The following is a 14,684-nucleotide window of genomic DNA, read 5'->3' as shown; positions in this document are numbered from 1 at the left end:
GGATGATTCCCGTCCGCGTCCGGTCAGAACAGCGCCGACGCGAGCCGGCGCCGTGCCTGCCCCACACGGGGATCGTCGGGCGGCAGCACCTCGAGCAGCGACAGCAGGTGCTTGCGCACGAGGTCACGATCGTCGCCGGAGGTGCGGCGCACGGTGCCGATCAGCCGGTCGAAGGCCTCCTCCACGCGCCCCTCGACGAGGTCGAGATCGGCGACGCGGGTCTGGGCCTCGGCGTCGTCCGGGCGGTCGGCCGCGTCCTTGCGCGCCTGCTGCGGGTCGAGGGCGACCACCCGGCGCTGCAGATCGACCAGGGCCAGGCCGCTCTTGGCGTACGCGTCGGTCGGCGCCGACTCGAGGATCTTGCCGAACGCGCTCGCCGCCGCGTCGAGGTCGCCGCGCTGGAGTGCGGCCTCGGCCTCGGTCTGGAGGGGGTCGCCGGCGGGCTCCTGAGGCACCTCGGCGCCTCCGGCTCCCTCGGCGCCCTCGGGCATCAGGCCCTGCTCACGCAGCGCGTCGAACAGCTGGTCGAGGACCTGGCGCACCTGCGGCTCGGGCGCGGCGCCGTTGAGCACGGGCAGCATCTGGCCGGCGACCACCGCGGCGACGAACGGGATGCCCTGCACGCCCATGCGGCTGAGCTGCTGGGCCAGGCCCGGGTTCGCGTCGATGTCGACCTTGGCCAGCACCCAGCTCCCGGCCGCCTCGTTCGCGAGCTTCTCCAGGATCGGGCCGAGCTGCTTGCACGGCTGGCACCAGTCGGCCCAGAAGTCGACGAGCACCGGAACCGTACGCGACCTGTCGATGACCTCGGCGTTGAACGTCGCATCGGTCACGTCGATGACGGAGGTGGAGGCGCCCGCGGACGCCGGGCGCTGCTGCGCCCGCTTCGCCGCGGCCTGCCGGGCGCCCAGGTCGACGGCGCCGTGCAACGAGAAGTCCGATGACGTCATGCATCCATCCTGCCGCATACACCGGCGAATGCGTACGAGCGGCCGCCTCCTATCCCCGGACGGGGTGTCGGGCGGCCGCTCCGGACGGCGGCTCAGAAGCGGGCGGGCTCGGAGTAGCTCCCCCACTCGTCGCGCAGAGCGCCGCAGATCTCGCCCAGGGTGGCCTCGGCGCGAGCGGCGTCGAGCATGGCCGGGATGAGGTTCTCCTCCGTACGGCCGACCTCGATCATGCGGGTCAGCGCGGCGTCCACGGCGGCCTGGTCGCGTTCGGACCGCCGGGCCGCCAGGAGGCGATTCTGCTCGCGCTCGACCTCGTGGCTGACCCGCAGGATCTCCAGTGGCTCCTCGATGCTCTGCGTGTGGCGGTTGACGCCGACGATGTGCTTTTCGCCCTTTTCGAGCTGCCGCTGGTAGACGAAGGCCGCGTCGGCGATCTCGGCCATGAACCAGCCCTCCTCGATGCCGCGCAGGATGCCGCCGGTCATCGAGTCGTCCGGGCTCATGTCCTTGATCTGGGCGAAGATCTTCTCGGCGTCGGCCTCGATCCGGTCGGTGAGCGCCTCGATGTACCAGGAGCCGCCCAGCGGGTCGACGACGTTGACGACGCCGGTCTCCTCCATGATCACCTGCTGGGTGCGCAGGGCGATCTCGGCGGCCTTCTCGCTCGGCAGCGCCAGCACCTCGTCCAGGGCGTTGGTGTGCAGGGAGTTGGTGCCGCCGAGGACGGCGGCGAGCGCCTCCACCGCGGTGCGCACGACGTTGTTGTCGGGCTGCTGCGCGGTCAGCGACACTCCGGCGGTCTGGGTGTGGAACCGCAGCCACTGCGCCTTCTCCGACGTCGCGCCGTACACGTCGCGCATCCAGCGGGCCCAGATCCGCCGCGCGGCGCGGAACTTGGCGATCTCCTCGAAGAAGTCGATGTGGGAGTCGAAGAAGAACGACAGGCCGGGCGCGAAGGCGTTGACGTCCAGGCCCCGCGACAGGCCCAGCTCGACGTACCCGAAGCCGTCCGCGAGCGTGAAGGCGAGCTCCTGCGCGGCCGTGGCCCCGGCCTCGCGGATGTGGTAGCCAGAGACGCTCAGCGGCTTGTACGCCGGGATCTCGGCGGCGCAGTACTCCATCAGGTCGCCGATGAGGCGCAGGTGCGGCTCAGGCGCGAACAGCCACTCCTTCTGCGCGATGTACTCCTTGAAGATGTCGGTCTGCAGCGTGCCGTCCAGGCCGTGGATGTCGGCGCCCTGCCGCTCGGCCGCCACGAGGTACATGCAGAAGATCGGCACGGCCGGGCCGGAGATCGTCATGGAGGTCGTGGTCTCACCGAGCGGGATGCCGTCGAACAGCACGTCCATGTCGGCGGCCGAGTCGATCGCGACGCCGCAGTGGCCGACCTCGCCGAGGGAGCGGGGGTCGTCGGAGTCGCGGCCCATGAGGGTGGGCATGTCGAAGGCGACCGACAGCCCTCCGCCGCCGGCGGCGAGGATCATCTTGTAGCGCTCGTTGGTCTGGCGCGCGTTGCCGAAGCCGGCGAACTGCCGGATCGTCCAGGCCCGCCCGCGGTAGCCGGTGGCGTACAGGCCGCGGGTGTAGGGGAACTCCCCCGGCCAGCCGATGCGCTCGAACCTGGGGTCGGCGGCCGGCGGACCGTAGACCGGCTCGACCTCGGCGCCGGAAAGCGTCGTGAAGTCGGCGTCCCTCTTGCGCGACGCGTCGAACCGCTCCTGCCAGCGTCGGCGGCCCTCCTCAATGTCCTGCATGTCCATGAGCGCTCCTCCGGGTTGCTCCTCACTCCAAGATACTAGGACGTCCTAGTAATCTGAGTCACAGAGTCACCACGAGCCGGTCCCCGGCACGGCGTGGGGAGCCCGGTCAGTCCTGGAAGTCGCCCGCGGTCACCCGCAGCGGCCGCAGCACATCGAAGATGTTTCCCAGCTCCTCGGCGTCGTACGCGCCGAGGCCGAAGTCGGCGGCCATGAGGTCACGGGTGGCGCGCTCGACGGTGTCGCGGCCACTCGGGGTGATCTCGGCGAGCACGCCCCGGCCGTCACGCGGGTTCGGGCGGCGGAGGACGTATCCCTGTCTCTCCAGCCGGTCGATCGTGTTGGTCACGCTCGTCGGGTGCACCATCAGCCGTTCGCCGATCTTGGAGAGCGGCAGGGCGCCCTTGCTGCTGAACGTCAGCAGCACGAGGGCCTCGTAGCGGGCGAAGGTCAGCTCGTACGGCTTGAGGCGGGCGTCGAGCTCGGCGATGAGGATCGCCTGGGCGCGCATGATCGACGTGACGGCGAGCATGGCGGGCGAGCGCCCCCAGCGGCGTTCCCAGAGGTCACCGGCTCGGGCGATGGGGTCGAAGGGGAGGTTGAGCGGCTTGGGCACCCGGACACGGTAGCGCCTGGGCACGGCGGCCCCCGGCGATCCGGCGCAGGCATCCGACATTTACCGACCTATAACTACAATTGTTTCCTGCATACTCCTCGAATCATTGCTAACGACACCGGCGGACACAACAACGCTGACAGTCATCACCAAGGCAAGTTATAGTTCCGTTGTCGGTGCGTGCGGCGACGGCAAAGGGGGGCGTCGACGCGGCCGTTCATTGGGCTGATCCGCTTCTAGCCTCGAGCGCGCACCGAGATTTCGGGGGGTAGTAAATGATCGCGGATTTCTCCACGATCGTGGCACGGGACATGGGGATCCGCCGCGGGGGGCGGTGGATCCTGCGTCCCACCACGTTCGGCATCACCTCGGGGGTGGTCGGGCTCGCGGGTCCGCCCTGCTCGGGCAGGTCCGCTCTGCTCACGACGCTGGCCACGCTGCGCCGGCCCAGCGTGGGCGAGCTGGAGCTGCTGGGCCACGACGTGACCGGGCCGGCCGGGCAGCGCGCGGTGCGCCCGCGCCTGGGCCTGCTGCCGCACCGGTTCGGCTGGGCGGCCGGGGTCACCGCCCGCGAGTACGTCGCCTACGCCGCCTATTTCAAAGCCACGCCGAAGGACGCGGTCGAGGCGATTTTGGAGCGATTTGAATTGACCGATGCCGCGGAATTTGAGATGGACATGCTGCCCGCCGATCTGCGGTTGCGTGCGGGGCTCGCGGCGACCTGTGTGCACCGGCCCGATCTGGTGTTCCTGGACGAACCACTCGGATCCATCGCCGATCCGGAGCGCGACGAGTTGATCGGCGTGCTGCGCGGGCTCGCCCCGGCCGTGGTCGTGACCGCGCCCGACCCGGCGGAGCTGACGGGGTGGTGCGACCGCGTCTTCACCATCGTCCGCGCTCGCCTGATCGAGTCGTTGGAGGTCTCCCGAACGTGGTCCCGGGTGCCGGCCGGTGTCTGACCTGGGGCGGGTGCTGCGGATCGATGCCCGCCGCACCGCCCCGTTCCTGGCCGTCCCGGCCCTGGCGCTGCTCGGCGCGATCGCGGCCTGGCACGCCCTGCTGCCCGGCGTCGCGTACTGGGACGACGCCGTCGCCGCGCTGTTCGCGTCGGTGCGCGTCCTCGGGCCGGCCTCCGCGGCCCTCGCCGCCTGGGTGGCGCTGCGCGAACACCGGCTCGGTTACCTGCGGGGGCTGAGCGCCCGGTCGCCGGCGCTCGGGCCGCTGCTGGACCTGACGCTGCTCGGCGTCGTCTCGCTGAGCGCGTACGCGGTCGTGGCCGCGGTGGTCGTGGTGAAGACGCTGCTGCACGTCGAGGCCGGGCACCCGCAGGTGGTCGGGCTGCTGGCGGGCGCGCTCACACTGCTGGACTACACGGTGATCGGCGACCTCGCGGGCCGCGCGGTCCCCCGGCTGCCGACGGTCGCCGCGGCGGCCGCCGTCACCTGCCTGTGGGGCATCGCCCGCCCGGGCACGTGGACGTACCTGCTGCCGCCGCCGGGGGTCGAGCACATCCATCCGTTCGCCGGCCTGCGCACCGAGCTGCTCGCCGCACAGGCCCTGTGGTCGCTCGGCTTCGGCGGGCTCCTGGTCGGCGGCTACCTGTGGACGCTGACGCGGCGGGCGCGGCTCGCCCTGCCTCTCGTGGCTGCGGTGATCCTCATCACCCTCACCACCCTGTGGATCCACGCCCAGCAGCGCACGCCGCTCGCGCCCCGCGCGTTCGAGTACTCCTGCCGGCAGTGGCCGCTGACCGTGTGCGTGCACCCGGCGTTGCGCTCGGCGCTTCCGTCGCTGGAGGCCGCCCTGACCCCGCTGGCCACACGCCTGAGCGGCACGCCGGGCGGCTTCACACGGGTCGAACACCGGCCCGACAACGATTTCCCGCGCCCCGGGCACGGCGTGGTCTACATCCACCTCACGGACCTGTCCCCGGGGTACGAACACCGCGCGGAGCAGGAGATCCAGATCAGCCTCCTCGACGCCCGCACCTGCGGCAACCCCGCACACGCCGTCGGCGTGCGCTACACCGCGCTGGTGTCGGCCTGGCTGCTCGACGAGACCCCGCCCCGCATGCCCGACGCGGCGGCCGCCCGCGCCTTCGGCCGCTGGGCCGAGGCGCACCGCCGCCACTGGCTACGCCTCCACTACGCGCGCTACCGCTCCTGCACCCTGCGCGGCCTGGACTTCCGCACCGTCTGAGCGGTTCAGTCGCCGGTGGCGACGACGCCGGCCTTCTCGATCATGAGCACGGCGCTGCGGACCGGGACGACCGGCCGGTGTCGCATTCCGGCGGGGACGGCGAAGGCCTGCCGGGGTCCGAGTTCGACGGTGTCGGCGCCTTCGAGCTCGATGCGGAACCGCCCGTCCAGGACGAAGAAGAACTCATCCTGGTCGTCGTGCGCATGCCAGTGGAACTCGCCCTGCATGACGCCGAGGCGTACGAGAACCCCGCCCACCTCCAGCAGGGTCTGGTTGTACCAGGGCTCGTCGACCTGGTCGATCAGCGCCTGCACGTCCATGGTCTGAAGCGTGGTGAACAGCGGCTCGTAGTGGATGGCGTACTCGGGATTTCCCATGGCGTTGCTCCTCCTCGGTGCGCCCGTCGTGGACGCGCGGTCAGGCGGTGATGGGCGCGATCCGCGGCGCGGCGACGCGTACGTAGTCGTCGGTGGCGAGGGCGATCGAGCGATCCAGGCGCGCGGCGTTGAAGAACAGCTCCGGCGCGTCGAGCAGCGACGGATCCGCGATGAGCTCGAGCCGCGGGTCGTAGCTGAACGGCAGCACGGTGCCGCTGACGCTGCCGGCCAGGTCCTCGGCCCTGTCCCGGCTCGCGAAGGTCGCATAGGTCCCCTCCAGGAGCGCCTTCACCGCCTGCAGGTCGAGCCGGGCGTCGCCGGGCACCACGGCCAGCACGTAGCGGGTCCGCTTCTTACCGATCTTGACCATGACGACCAGACATTTCGCGGCATGCGCGACGTCGTGCCCGCGAAGGGCGCTGACCAGGTCGGTGCGTCCCTCGGGCGCATGGTCGATCAGCCGGTACCGTGCGCCCGCGGCGTCCAGGTCCGCCACCAGGCGGTCGTAACGGGCCGGCGCGGACGCCACGGTCTGTGGATCACCAGTCACCGCTCAACAGCTCCTTCGCCTCGGCGATGCGATCTTCGTCGCGCCGGTAGAACACCCACTGTTTGATCTTCTTGCCGTGTACGAGTCCGGCCTGGCTGAGGATCTTCATGTGCTCGCCGCACGTCGGCCGGCTCACGCCGAGCTTGTCGGCGATGAACAGCGAGCAGACGCCGTCGCGCACCAGATCCCCGTCCTGCTGCGGCGGAAAGTGACGCTCGGGGTCGCGCAGCCACTCCAGGATCAGCAGCCGCTTGTCACTCGCCAGCGCCTTGATCAGGTCCACGTCGAGCATTTAGGCAGTATGCCAATTAGCTAACTACCTGTCTAGGGTGCTCTCCCGAATACGGCCGGTGATCTCAGGAGCACCACACGCGTCCGTAATGTTGACTATCGTCAGCCCCGTGGACTGGAGCCTGCTCACCTGCGCCCGCAAGGGCCACATCACGTACGCGCCGGACGAGGCCGCCCTGCGCGACCGGCTGCACGTCGAAACGCCGGCCGGCGAGGCGTGGCGGTGCCTGCGCTGCGGGACCTACGTCCATGGGGAGCCCCACGGCGGCGGACCGGCCGACCGGGCACCGCTCGTCATGCGCGGGCGCGAGTTGCGCGACGCGCTCGTCATGCGGTTCTTCGCGCTGGAGCGGGTGATCCGCGGCCTGGTGATCGCCGCGGCGGCGTACGGCGTGTGGCGGTTCTCCGCCCACCGCGGGTCCATCGAGAAGGTCTTCGAGAAGGAGATCCCGCTCCTCAAGCCCATCGCCCGCCAGGTCGGGTGGGATCTGGACAACTCCCACGTCGTGGAGAGCATCCGCCACGTCTTTGTCCTCAAGTCCAGCACGCTGACCTGGTTCGCCCTCGGCCTGCTCGCCTACGGCCTCGTCGAGCTGATCGAGGCGGTCGGCCTGTGGCTGCTCAAGCGCTGGGGCGAATACTTCGCCGTGGTCGCCACCTCCTGCGGGCTGCCGTTCGAGATCTACGAGCTGACCGAGCGGATCACCGCCGTCCGCGCGGGCGCGCTGGTGATCAACGCAGGTCTCGTGGTGTACCTGCTGGTGTCCAAGCGGCTGTTCGGCATCCGCGGCGGCAAGGAGGCGTACGAGGCCCGGCGGCGCGGCGAGTCACTGATCGAGGTCGAACAGGCGGCGGTCACATCACACGCGGAGCCGGCGGGGTGACTTTCGCGTCTATCTGGGGAATAGCCGGGTTGAGCAAAACCCAGAGGTGATGCGAAATGGCGCACTCGGACACAACCGAGGACACACAGATATCCGAGCGTCCCCGCAGGCCCGTCCTGCGCGCGGTCGCCGTCGTCGTCGTACTCGTCGCACTCGTCTACGCGGGCCTGCAGGCGGCGCACCAGCTGCCGCACTGGCTGAACCCGTTCGGTGAGACGACCAAGGACCGCAGCGCGCCCGTCGTGCTGAACTCCATCCAGAACCTGTCCCGGTACGAGGCGGCGAGCGGCAACTACCAGGTCGTCGTCGACCTGGAGAAGGACGCGAAGTTCCTCCCCAGCGCGCTGCGCGGCGAGCGCACGCTCTTCGTCGGCAACGGCAGCGTCGACGCCTACGTCGACTTCTCCCACATCGGCAACGGAGCCCTCACCGTCGACAAGACGCGCGAGACCGTGACCGTGCGCATGCCCCACGCCCAGCTGGAGAAGACCAACCTCGACCCCAAGCGCAGCTACGTCTTCGCCCGCCAGCGCGGCCTGTTCGACCGCTTCGGCGACTTCTTCAGCTCCAACCCCAACCAGCAGCAGCAGCTGTACGTCCTGGCGGCACAGAAGATCCAGGACGCGGCGAACTCCAGCGGACTCGCGCAGCGTGCCGACGCGAACACGAAGCAGATGCTGACGAACATGTTGAAGGCTCTGGGCTTCAAAACCGTTACGGTGACTTTTGCCACATCATCCTGAATGAAGGCGAAGGATCACCCGGGGAATACCTCTCCATGAGGCGTGGTTGGGGACGAGTCGGGGTGGTTCGCTGTGTCGATCGCAGCAGAAGCGGCAACGCTCGCGCATGGCCCGGTAAGACGGCCGACATGGCCGTTCGCCGTACCCGTCGCGGCCGCCTCGGTCGCGGTGGGCCTTCCCGCTCTCGTCCCCTCCTTTTCTCCGCGGCCCGCGCAGCTCCTCATCGGCGACCTGTTCCCCGGAGGCCAGGAGCTGCTCCTCGCGCTGATCCTGCTGGCCGCCGCCCGCGGGCTGCTGTTCCGCCGCCGTGTCGCGTACTACGTCGTCCTCGCGCTCACCATCCTGTCCATGCTCGACGCGCTCAACGTGCGCGAGTTCGGCCGCCTGCTGATCCTCGGCGTGGCGGCGGCGGGCTTCGTCCGCTACCGCAGCGAGTTCGACACCACGCCGAGCCGGTTCCGCGCCGCGGTGCGCGCCGGCCTGGTCACATACGGAGTGGCCGTCGCGTACGGGCTGGTCATCCTGATCGTCCAGCGGCACCACATCACGCCGGTCCCCTCCCCGGGCGAGGCCGGGCGCGAGATCCTCGCCGGGCTGAGCGCCTCCGGGTCCGGCCCGCTGCACTTCGACGGCTCGGCCGACCACTGGTTCCTGGCCAGCCTCGGCGTCCTCGGCGGCGCCGGCCTGCTCGCGATGTTCGTCACGCTGCTCTCGCCGCCGCCCGCACCGCCGCCCGGCACCGACGAGGAGCGCGCCGAGGCCGCGCGCCTGGTCGACGCCGACGGCTCCGACACTCTGGCGCCGTTCCTGCTGCGCGGCGACAAGTCCTACGTCTTCAGCCCCGACCGCCGCGCGGTGATCGGCTACCGCGTCCTGTTCGGCGTCGCCGCCGCGGGCGCGGACCCGGTGGGCGACCCGCACTCCTACCCCGACGCCGTGGCCGCGTTCGTCGCGCTGGCCCGCCGATCCGGCTGGCGGATGGCCGTGCTCGGCGCCCGCGAGGACCTGCTCGACCTGTGGACCCCGTACGGCATGCGCGCGATCGGCATCGGCGACGAGGTCCTGCTCACGCCCGGCGAGTTCGGGTTGAGCGGCCGGAGCATGCGCAACGTGCGCCAGGCGGTGCGCCGTACCCACAACGCCGGCGTGACCACCGAGGTCCTGCCCGAGGGCGCGCTGCCCGAGGAGGACCGCGAACGGCTGCGCGCGCTCGCCACCGACGCGCTCGGCGGCGTGGAGGAACGCGGCTTCTCGATGAACATGGACGGGCTGCTCACCGGGCGGCACGCCTTCCCGGTCCTCGTGGTGGCCCGTGACGCCGACGGCGCCCCGGTGGGCTTCCAGCGCTACCTGCCGAGCGCGTCGGCCCACCGCCTGTCACTCGACGTGATGCGCCGCGCGCCGGGCTCGCCGAACGGCCTCAACGAACGCATGATCGCCGACATCATGGAGTACGCGGGCGAGCACGACGTGGACGAGGTGTCGCTCAACTTCGCGGCGTTCCGCGAGCTGTTCGAGACCGAGGACCGCGGCGTTCTGGAACAGGGCACGTACCACGTGATCCACCTGCTCGACCGGTTCGTGAAGGTCGAGTCGCTGTACCTGTTCAACCGCAAGTTCCAGCCGCGCTACGTCGGGCGCACGGTGGTGTTCCCCTCGTGGACGAGCCTGCTGCCGATCGCGGTGGCGCTGCTCACGCTGGAGTTCGGGCACTGGCGTACGGCCGGCGAGGGCGGCCGGCGGCACGCCGAGGCCGCGCCCGAGGAGCCCTACGCGCTGCCGATCAGCACGGGCTGATGACGGCCCGCTCCCGGCGGCCGGTCAGCCGGACTCGGTGAGGCCCTCGACCAGTTCGTCGGCGGCGGCGTACGGGTCGCAGGAACCCTCCAGCACCTTCTCGGCCAGGACGTCGAGGCGCTGGTGGCCGTGCAGGTCGCCCATGCGCTCGCGGAGCGTCGTGACGGCGATCGCCTCGACCTCGTCGCGCGCGCGGGCGTGACGCCGCCGGCCCAGCTCGCCGGTCTCCTCCATCCACGCGAGGTGCTCGTCCAGCCTCCGTACGACGTCGGCGACGCCCTCGTCCTTGACCGCCACCGTCGACACGATCGGCGGCTTCCAGCCCTCCGGCGCGGCCAGCGCGATCATGTTGCGCAGGTCGCGCACGGTCTGCTGGGCGCCGTCGCGGTCGGCCTTGTTCACCACGAAGATGTCCGCGATCTCCAGGATGCCGGCCTTGGCCGCCTGGATGGAGTCGCCCATTCCGGGCGAGACGAGCACGATGGTGGAGTCGGCGAGCGAGGCGATCCCCACCTCCGCCTGGCCGACGCCGACCGTCTCGACCAGGATCACGTCGCAGCCGGCCGCGTCGAGCACCCGGATCGCCTGGGGCGCCGCCCACGCCAGCCCGCCGAGATGGCCACGGCTGGCCATCGAGCGGATGAAGACACCCGTGTCGGAGGCGTGGTCCTGCATGCGCACGCGGTCGCCGAGCAGCGCGCCTCCGGTGAACGGCGAGGAGGGGTCGATGGCGAGCACGCCGACCCGCAGGTCCTGGGCGCGGAACGCCCGTACCAGCGCGTTGGTCGAGGTCGACTTGCCCACCCCCGGCGAGCCCGTCAGGCCGATGACACGCGCCCGGCCCGCGAGGGGGTTCAGCGCCGCCATGACCTCGCGGAGCTGCGGCGAGGCGTTCTCGACCAGGGTGATGAGCCGCGCGACCGCACGAGGCTCGCCCTTGCGCGCCCGCGCGACCAGGTCGTCGACGTCGGCCTTACGCGCCACCGCGGTCAGACCTTCAGGATGAGGGCGTCACCCTGGCCGCCGCCGCCGCACAGCCCGGCCGCGCCCACGCCGCCGCCGCGCCGGCGCAGCTCGTACGCCAGGTGCAGCACGATGCGAGCGCCGGACACGCCGATCGGGTGGCCGAGCGCGATCGCGCCGCCGTTGACGTTGACCTTGGTCTCGTCCACGCCGAGGTCGCGCATCGACTGGACGCCGACCGAGGCGAACGCCTCGTTGATCTCGATGAGGTCCAGGTCGCCGACCTCGAGCCCCTCTTTGCCGAGCGCGTGCTTGATCGCGTTGCTCGGCTGGGACTGCAGGGAGTTGTCCGGGCCCGCGACGTTGCCGTGCGCGCCGATCTCGGCGAGCCAGGTGAGGCCGAGCTCCTCGGCCTTGGCCCTGGACATGACGACGACCGCGCACGCGCCGTCGGAGATCTGCGAGGAGGACCCGGCGGTGATCGTGCCGTCCTTGCTGAAGGCGGGCCGCAGCCGGCCGAGCGACTCGGCGGTCGTGTCGGCGCGGATGCCCTCGTCGTTCTTGAAGACGATCGGCTCCGCCGCTTTGCGCTGCGGGATCTCGACGGGGACGATCTCGTCGTCGAACAGACCGTTCTTGGCCGCCGCGGCGGCGCGCTGGTGCGAGCGGGCGGAGAACTCGTCCTGCTCCTCGCGGGTGATGCCGAGCCTGGCGTTGTGGTGCTCGGTCGACTCGCCCATCGAGACGCCGTCGAAGGCGTCGGTGAGCCCGTCGTGCGCGGTCGCGTCGAGCACCTCGATCGAGCCGTACTTGTAGCCGTGCCGCGACTTCGGGAGCAGGTGCGGTGCGTTGGTCATCGACTCCATGCCGCCCGCGACGACGATGTCGAACTCGCCCGCCCGGATGAGCTGGTCGGCGAGCGCGATCGCGTCGAGGCCCGACAGGCAGACCTTGTTGATCGTCAGCGACGGGACGTTCATCGGGATCCCGGCCTTGACCGCGGCCTGACGCGAAGGGATCTGACCGGCGCCGGCCTGGAGTACGTGCCCCATGATCACGTAGTCGACCTGGTCGCCGGTGACGCCCGCGCGTTCGAGCGCCGCCTTGATCGCGAGCGCGCCGAGATCGACGGCGGCGAACCCCTTCAGGGAACCGAGCAGACGGCCGATGGGCGTGCGCGCCCCGGCGACGATGACGGATCCGGCCATGGACAAGACCTCCAGCACCCGAGCGGTACGACGTTTGCCAACATACCCACACGGGGACAGTGCACTTCCTGGGAGGCCAACGCCATGTTCACCGGACTCACCCGCATCGATCACGTCGGGATCGCCTGTCACGACCTCGAGGACAAGATCGCCTTCTACGAGTCGACGTTCGGCCTGGTCGTGGCATCACGCGAGGTCAATGAGGCGCAGGGCGTGAAAGAGGCGATGCTCCACGTCGCCGACGGCCCGTCCGGCTCCTCGTACGTCCAGCTGCTGGAGCCGCTGGGCCCGGACACGCCGGTGGGCAAGTTCCTCGCCAAGCGCGGCGAGGGCGTGCACCATGTCGGCTACGGTGTGGACGACGTCGCGGCCGCGCTCGAGGCGATCGGGGCGAAGCACGTGCGCCTGCTCGATGAGCGTCCTCGCCATGGGTCGATGGGAGCCTCCATCGCATTCCTGCATCCAAAGGATGTCGGAGGGGTGCTGACCGAGCTGGTCCAGGCGTCGGAAGATCCTCTTTGAGGGTCCGAGGGTCGACACAACATCTTACTATTTGTAACAACCAAGACATTTCACCCAGGGCGTCAAGTTGAGCCCCCAACACGGCAGTGTCCGGAGTACGCTGCTGTCGCCGGAAGTGGTCCAGCGCGTGCAATACCCCGTAACACGCAGTATTCGCGCGGCCATGATCCGACATCTCCACCCACCGGTAGCCGTCTCGTCACAGCAGGATTGAGCCTCATGCAGTCCGACATCGACGCCCAGCTCAGTAACTTCTTCGAAGACACGCCCCCACGCGAGTTCGACGTGGTGCTTCGCGGCTACGACCGGCACCAGGTCGAAGAGCACATCAAGCAGCTCGACAACGAGGTCCGCCAGAGCCGCGAGCAGGCCCAGGCGATGCAGCGCGAACTCTCCGACGCGCATCGCCAGCTGCAGGAGCAGGAGCGGCCCACCTACTCCGGTCTCGGCGCGCGCATCGAGCAACTGCTCCGCCTCGCCGAGGAACAGGCCACCGAGCTCGTGCAGGCGGCACGGTCCGAGGCCAACGAGATCAAGGCCGCGGCGAAGGTCGACGCCGCCGAGCACCGCGCCACCGCCGAGAACGAGGCCGCCGAGCTCCGCGCCACCGCCCAGCGCGAGGGCGAGGACATGCGCAACATGGCCGAGCGCGAGGCCGAGGAGGTGCGCACGGCCGCCCGCCGCGGGGCCGACGAGCTGACCTCCACGACCGAGCGTGAGGTGGCCAAGCTGCGCGCCATCGCCGACCACGAGGTCGCCGAGAAGCGCGCCGCCGCCGAGCGCGAGATCGCCAAGCTCCGCACCACGACCGAGCGTGAGGTCGCCCAGCTGCGGGCGTCCACCAAGCGTGAGCGCGACGAGATCCTCACCACGGCCAAGCGCCAGGCCGACGAGATGCGGGCCCAGGCCCAGCGCATCCTCGAGGAGAGCGAGGCCCAGCGCGGCCAGGCCGAGGCCGAGTTCGAGATCCAGCTCGCGGCCCGCCGCGAGGAGGCCGAGCGCCAGGACGCCGAGCGTCACGCCGCCGCGCAGAGCGCGACGCAGAAGCTCGTCGCCGAGGCCGAGCAGCGCGCCGCCTCCGCCGAGCAGCGCGCCACCAAGGCCACCCAGCAGGCCGAGCAGACCCGCCGCGAGGCCGACAGCCACGCCAAGCAGCTGGTCGCGAACGCCCGGAAGAACTCCGACTCGGTCATCGCCGAGGCCAAGGCCCAGGCCGAACAGCTCCTGTCGGACACCAAGTCCGAGGCCGAGAAGATGCGCACCACCGCGCAGCGCCAGGTCGACGAGCTCACCCGCCAGCGCGACAGCATCACCAGCCACCTCAACCAGCTGCGCCAGCTCATCGGCGGCGTCGCCACCCCGGGTGGCGACGAGGCCATCGCCGCTCCGCCGGAGAAGCCCGCGCTCGCCGCTGCCGAGCCCAAGGCGGCCCCACAGCCGAAGGCGCAGCAGCAGTCCCAGCCGCGCAAGAAGGACGACGATGACGACTGGTGGCAGGAGTGACCACCAGCGCACACGCTGAATAACGCGGGGAATCCCGCAACATAACGCGAGACGGCGGAAAGCCTAGAGGAAATTTCCTCTAGGCTTTTTGCCGTAATTTGGGGCACTCCACGGGAGGTGAAGGGTGCCTGGGGAACTCCCGCAGAGCGACCGGCGCGCGGACCGAGGCCTGCTGGCCCGGGACCGGCGCCGCGCTGAGGCGTCGGCCGGCCAGAATGGGACCGGCTCCGATGACGGAGCGTCGAGGCCGGGCGCGCCCGGCGCGGTGGGAACGGACCCGAGCGCGCCGGGTGCCGCGAAGACGGACCTCGTGGCCCCCCGCCG

The 14,684-nt window shown here is 70.7% G+C and carries 15 protein-coding genes; 7 read left to right on the top strand and 8 right to left on the bottom strand.

Annotation, left to right across the window (positions count from 1 at the left end; genetic code table 11):
• Positions 1-23: 23 nt before the first annotated feature.
• From ACFFNX_RS06020 to ACFFNX_RS06010, 3 genes are all read right to left on the bottom strand, one after another.
• The gene (locus tag ACFFNX_RS06020) at positions 24-950 is read right to left on the bottom strand and encodes a tetratricopeptide repeat protein (RefSeq protein WP_378196438.1); all 927 of its coding nucleotides are present in this window, start codon (positions 948-950) and stop codon (positions 24-26) included.
• Between the two features lie 92 nt (positions 951-1,042).
• Positions 1,043-2,710: a coenzyme B12-dependent isobutyryl-CoA mutase large subunit gene (gene icmA, locus ACFFNX_RS06015; RefSeq protein ID WP_378196435.1), complete on the bottom strand. Its 1,668-nt coding sequence runs from the start codon at positions 2,708-2,710 to the stop codon at positions 1,043-1,045.
• A gap of 106 nt (positions 2,711-2,816) precedes the next feature.
• On the bottom strand, positions 2,817-3,323 hold the full coding sequence (locus tag ACFFNX_RS06010) for a MarR family winged helix-turn-helix transcriptional regulator (protein ID WP_378196432.1): 507 nt from the start codon (positions 3,321-3,323) through the stop codon (positions 2,817-2,819).
• Between the two features lie 275 nt (positions 3,324-3,598).
• Here ACFFNX_RS06010 and ACFFNX_RS06005 point away from each other — a divergent pair, with 275 nt between their 5' ends.
• Entirely contained in the window at positions 3,599-4,282 is a 684-nt protein-coding gene (locus tag ACFFNX_RS06005) for an ATP-binding cassette domain-containing protein (protein ID WP_378196429.1), read from the top strand.
• Positions 4,275-5,522, top strand: coding sequence for a hypothetical protein (locus tag ACFFNX_RS06000; RefSeq protein WP_378196426.1), 1,248 nt, complete (start codon positions 4,275-4,277; stop codon positions 5,520-5,522). Before ACFFNX_RS06005 ends, ACFFNX_RS06000 begins: the two co-directional genes overlap by 8 nt.
• Before the next feature lie 5 nt (positions 5,523-5,527).
• On the opposite strand, the gene ACFFNX_RS05995 is transcribed toward ACFFNX_RS06000, so the two are convergent.
• From ACFFNX_RS05995 to ACFFNX_RS05985, 3 genes are read right to left on the bottom strand one after another with little or no spacing between them, the layout of a single operon-like run.
• Complete coding sequence (locus ACFFNX_RS05995) at positions 5,528-5,899, bottom strand: cupin domain-containing protein (RefSeq protein WP_378196423.1); 372 nt, start codon at positions 5,897-5,899, stop codon at positions 5,528-5,530.
• A 40-nt stretch (positions 5,900-5,939) separates the two neighbouring features.
• Entirely contained in the window at positions 5,940-6,449 is a 510-nt protein-coding gene (locus ACFFNX_RS05990; protein WP_378196420.1) for a YbaK/EbsC family protein, read from the bottom strand.
• On the bottom strand, positions 6,439-6,741 hold the full coding sequence (locus ACFFNX_RS05985) for an ArsR/SmtB family transcription factor (protein ID WP_378196417.1): 303 nt from the start codon (positions 6,739-6,741) through the stop codon (positions 6,439-6,441). Before ACFFNX_RS05985 ends, ACFFNX_RS05990 begins: the two co-directional genes overlap by 11 nt.
• A gap of 109 nt (positions 6,742-6,850) precedes the next feature.
• On the opposite strand from ACFFNX_RS05985, the gene ACFFNX_RS05980 reads away from it, so the two are divergent.
• The 3 genes from ACFFNX_RS05980 (at position 6,851) to ACFFNX_RS05970 (ending at position 10,164) form a co-directional block, all read left to right on the top strand.
• The gene (locus ACFFNX_RS05980; RefSeq protein WP_378196414.1) at positions 6,851-7,624 is read left to right on the top strand and encodes a DUF2127 domain-containing protein; all 774 of its coding nucleotides are present in this window, start codon (positions 6,851-6,853) and stop codon (positions 7,622-7,624) included.
• A gap of 56 nt (positions 7,625-7,680) precedes the next feature.
• A complete protein-coding gene (locus ACFFNX_RS05975) occupies positions 7,681-8,367 on the top strand; it encodes a DUF4230 domain-containing protein (protein ID WP_378196411.1) in 687 nt (228 codons plus the stop codon).
• A 168-nt stretch (positions 8,368-8,535) separates the two neighbouring features.
• Complete coding sequence (locus ACFFNX_RS05970; protein ID WP_378196408.1) at positions 8,536-10,164, top strand: MprF family protein; 1,629 nt, start codon at positions 8,536-8,538, stop codon at positions 10,162-10,164.
• 24 nt (positions 10,165-10,188) lie between these two features.
• On the opposite strand, the gene meaB is transcribed toward ACFFNX_RS05970, so the two are convergent.
• Positions 10,189-11,148: a methylmalonyl Co-A mutase-associated GTPase MeaB gene (gene meaB, locus ACFFNX_RS05965; RefSeq protein ID WP_378196405.1), complete on the bottom strand. Its 960-nt coding sequence runs from the start codon at positions 11,146-11,148 to the stop codon at positions 10,189-10,191.
• A 5-nt stretch (positions 11,149-11,153) separates the two neighbouring features.
• Complete coding sequence (locus ACFFNX_RS05960; protein ID WP_378196402.1) at positions 11,154-12,335, bottom strand: acetyl-CoA C-acetyltransferase; 1,182 nt, start codon at positions 12,333-12,335, stop codon at positions 11,154-11,156.
• Between the two features lie 84 nt (positions 12,336-12,419).
• Here ACFFNX_RS05960 and mce point away from each other — a divergent pair, with 84 nt between their 5' ends.
• Together mce and ACFFNX_RS05950 are read left to right on the top strand one after the other, a co-directional pair.
• Positions 12,420-12,857: a methylmalonyl-CoA epimerase gene (gene mce / locus ACFFNX_RS05955; protein WP_378196399.1), complete on the top strand. Its 438-nt coding sequence runs from the start codon at positions 12,420-12,422 to the stop codon at positions 12,855-12,857.
• Between the two features lie 219 nt (positions 12,858-13,076).
• Positions 13,077-14,360, top strand: a complete 1,284-nt coding sequence (locus ACFFNX_RS05950; RefSeq protein ID WP_378196396.1) for a DivIVA domain-containing protein — start codon at positions 13,077-13,079, stop codon at positions 14,358-14,360.
• Positions 14,361-14,684 lie beyond the last annotated feature (324 nt).

This window comes from Actinoallomurus acaciae (assembly GCF_042429965.1).
GTDB lineage: Bacteria > Actinomycetota > Actinomycetes > Streptosporangiales > Streptosporangiaceae > Actinoallomurus > Actinoallomurus acaciae.
This window is presented reverse-complemented; position numbering and strand designations above follow the sequence as displayed.

What these genes read in the sequence shown, in the direction of transcription:
- ACFFNX_RS06005 (WP_378196429.1), top strand. Translation starts at nt 3,599, where the DNA reads ATGATCGCGGATTTCTCCACGATCGTGGCACGGGACATGGGGATCCGC.
- ACFFNX_RS06020 (WP_378196438.1), bottom strand. Translation starts at nt 950, where the DNA reads ATGACGTCATCGGACTTCTCGTTGCACGGCGCCGTCGACCTGGGCGCC.
- mce (WP_378196399.1), top strand. Translation starts at nt 12,420, where the DNA reads ATGTTCACCGGACTCACCCGCATCGATCACGTCGGGATCGCCTGTCAC.
- ACFFNX_RS05985 (WP_378196417.1), bottom strand. Translation starts at nt 6,741, where the DNA reads ATGCTCGACGTGGACCTGATCAAGGCGCTGGCGAGTGACAAGCGGCTG.
- ACFFNX_RS05960 (WP_378196402.1), bottom strand. Translation starts at nt 12,335, where the DNA reads ATGGCCGGATCCGTCATCGTCGCCGGGGCGCGCACGCCCATCGGCCGT.
- icmA (WP_378196435.1), bottom strand. Translation starts at nt 2,710, where the DNA reads ATGGACATGCAGGACATTGAGGAGGGCCGCCGACGCTGGCAGGAGCGG.
- ACFFNX_RS05995 (WP_378196423.1), bottom strand. Translation starts at nt 5,899, where the DNA reads ATGGGAAATCCCGAGTACGCCATCCACTACGAGCCGCTGTTCACCACG.
- ACFFNX_RS05975 (WP_378196411.1), top strand. Translation starts at nt 7,681, where the DNA reads ATGGCGCACTCGGACACAACCGAGGACACACAGATATCCGAGCGTCCC.
- ACFFNX_RS05950 (WP_378196396.1), top strand. Translation starts at nt 13,077, where the DNA reads ATGCAGTCCGACATCGACGCCCAGCTCAGTAACTTCTTCGAAGACACG.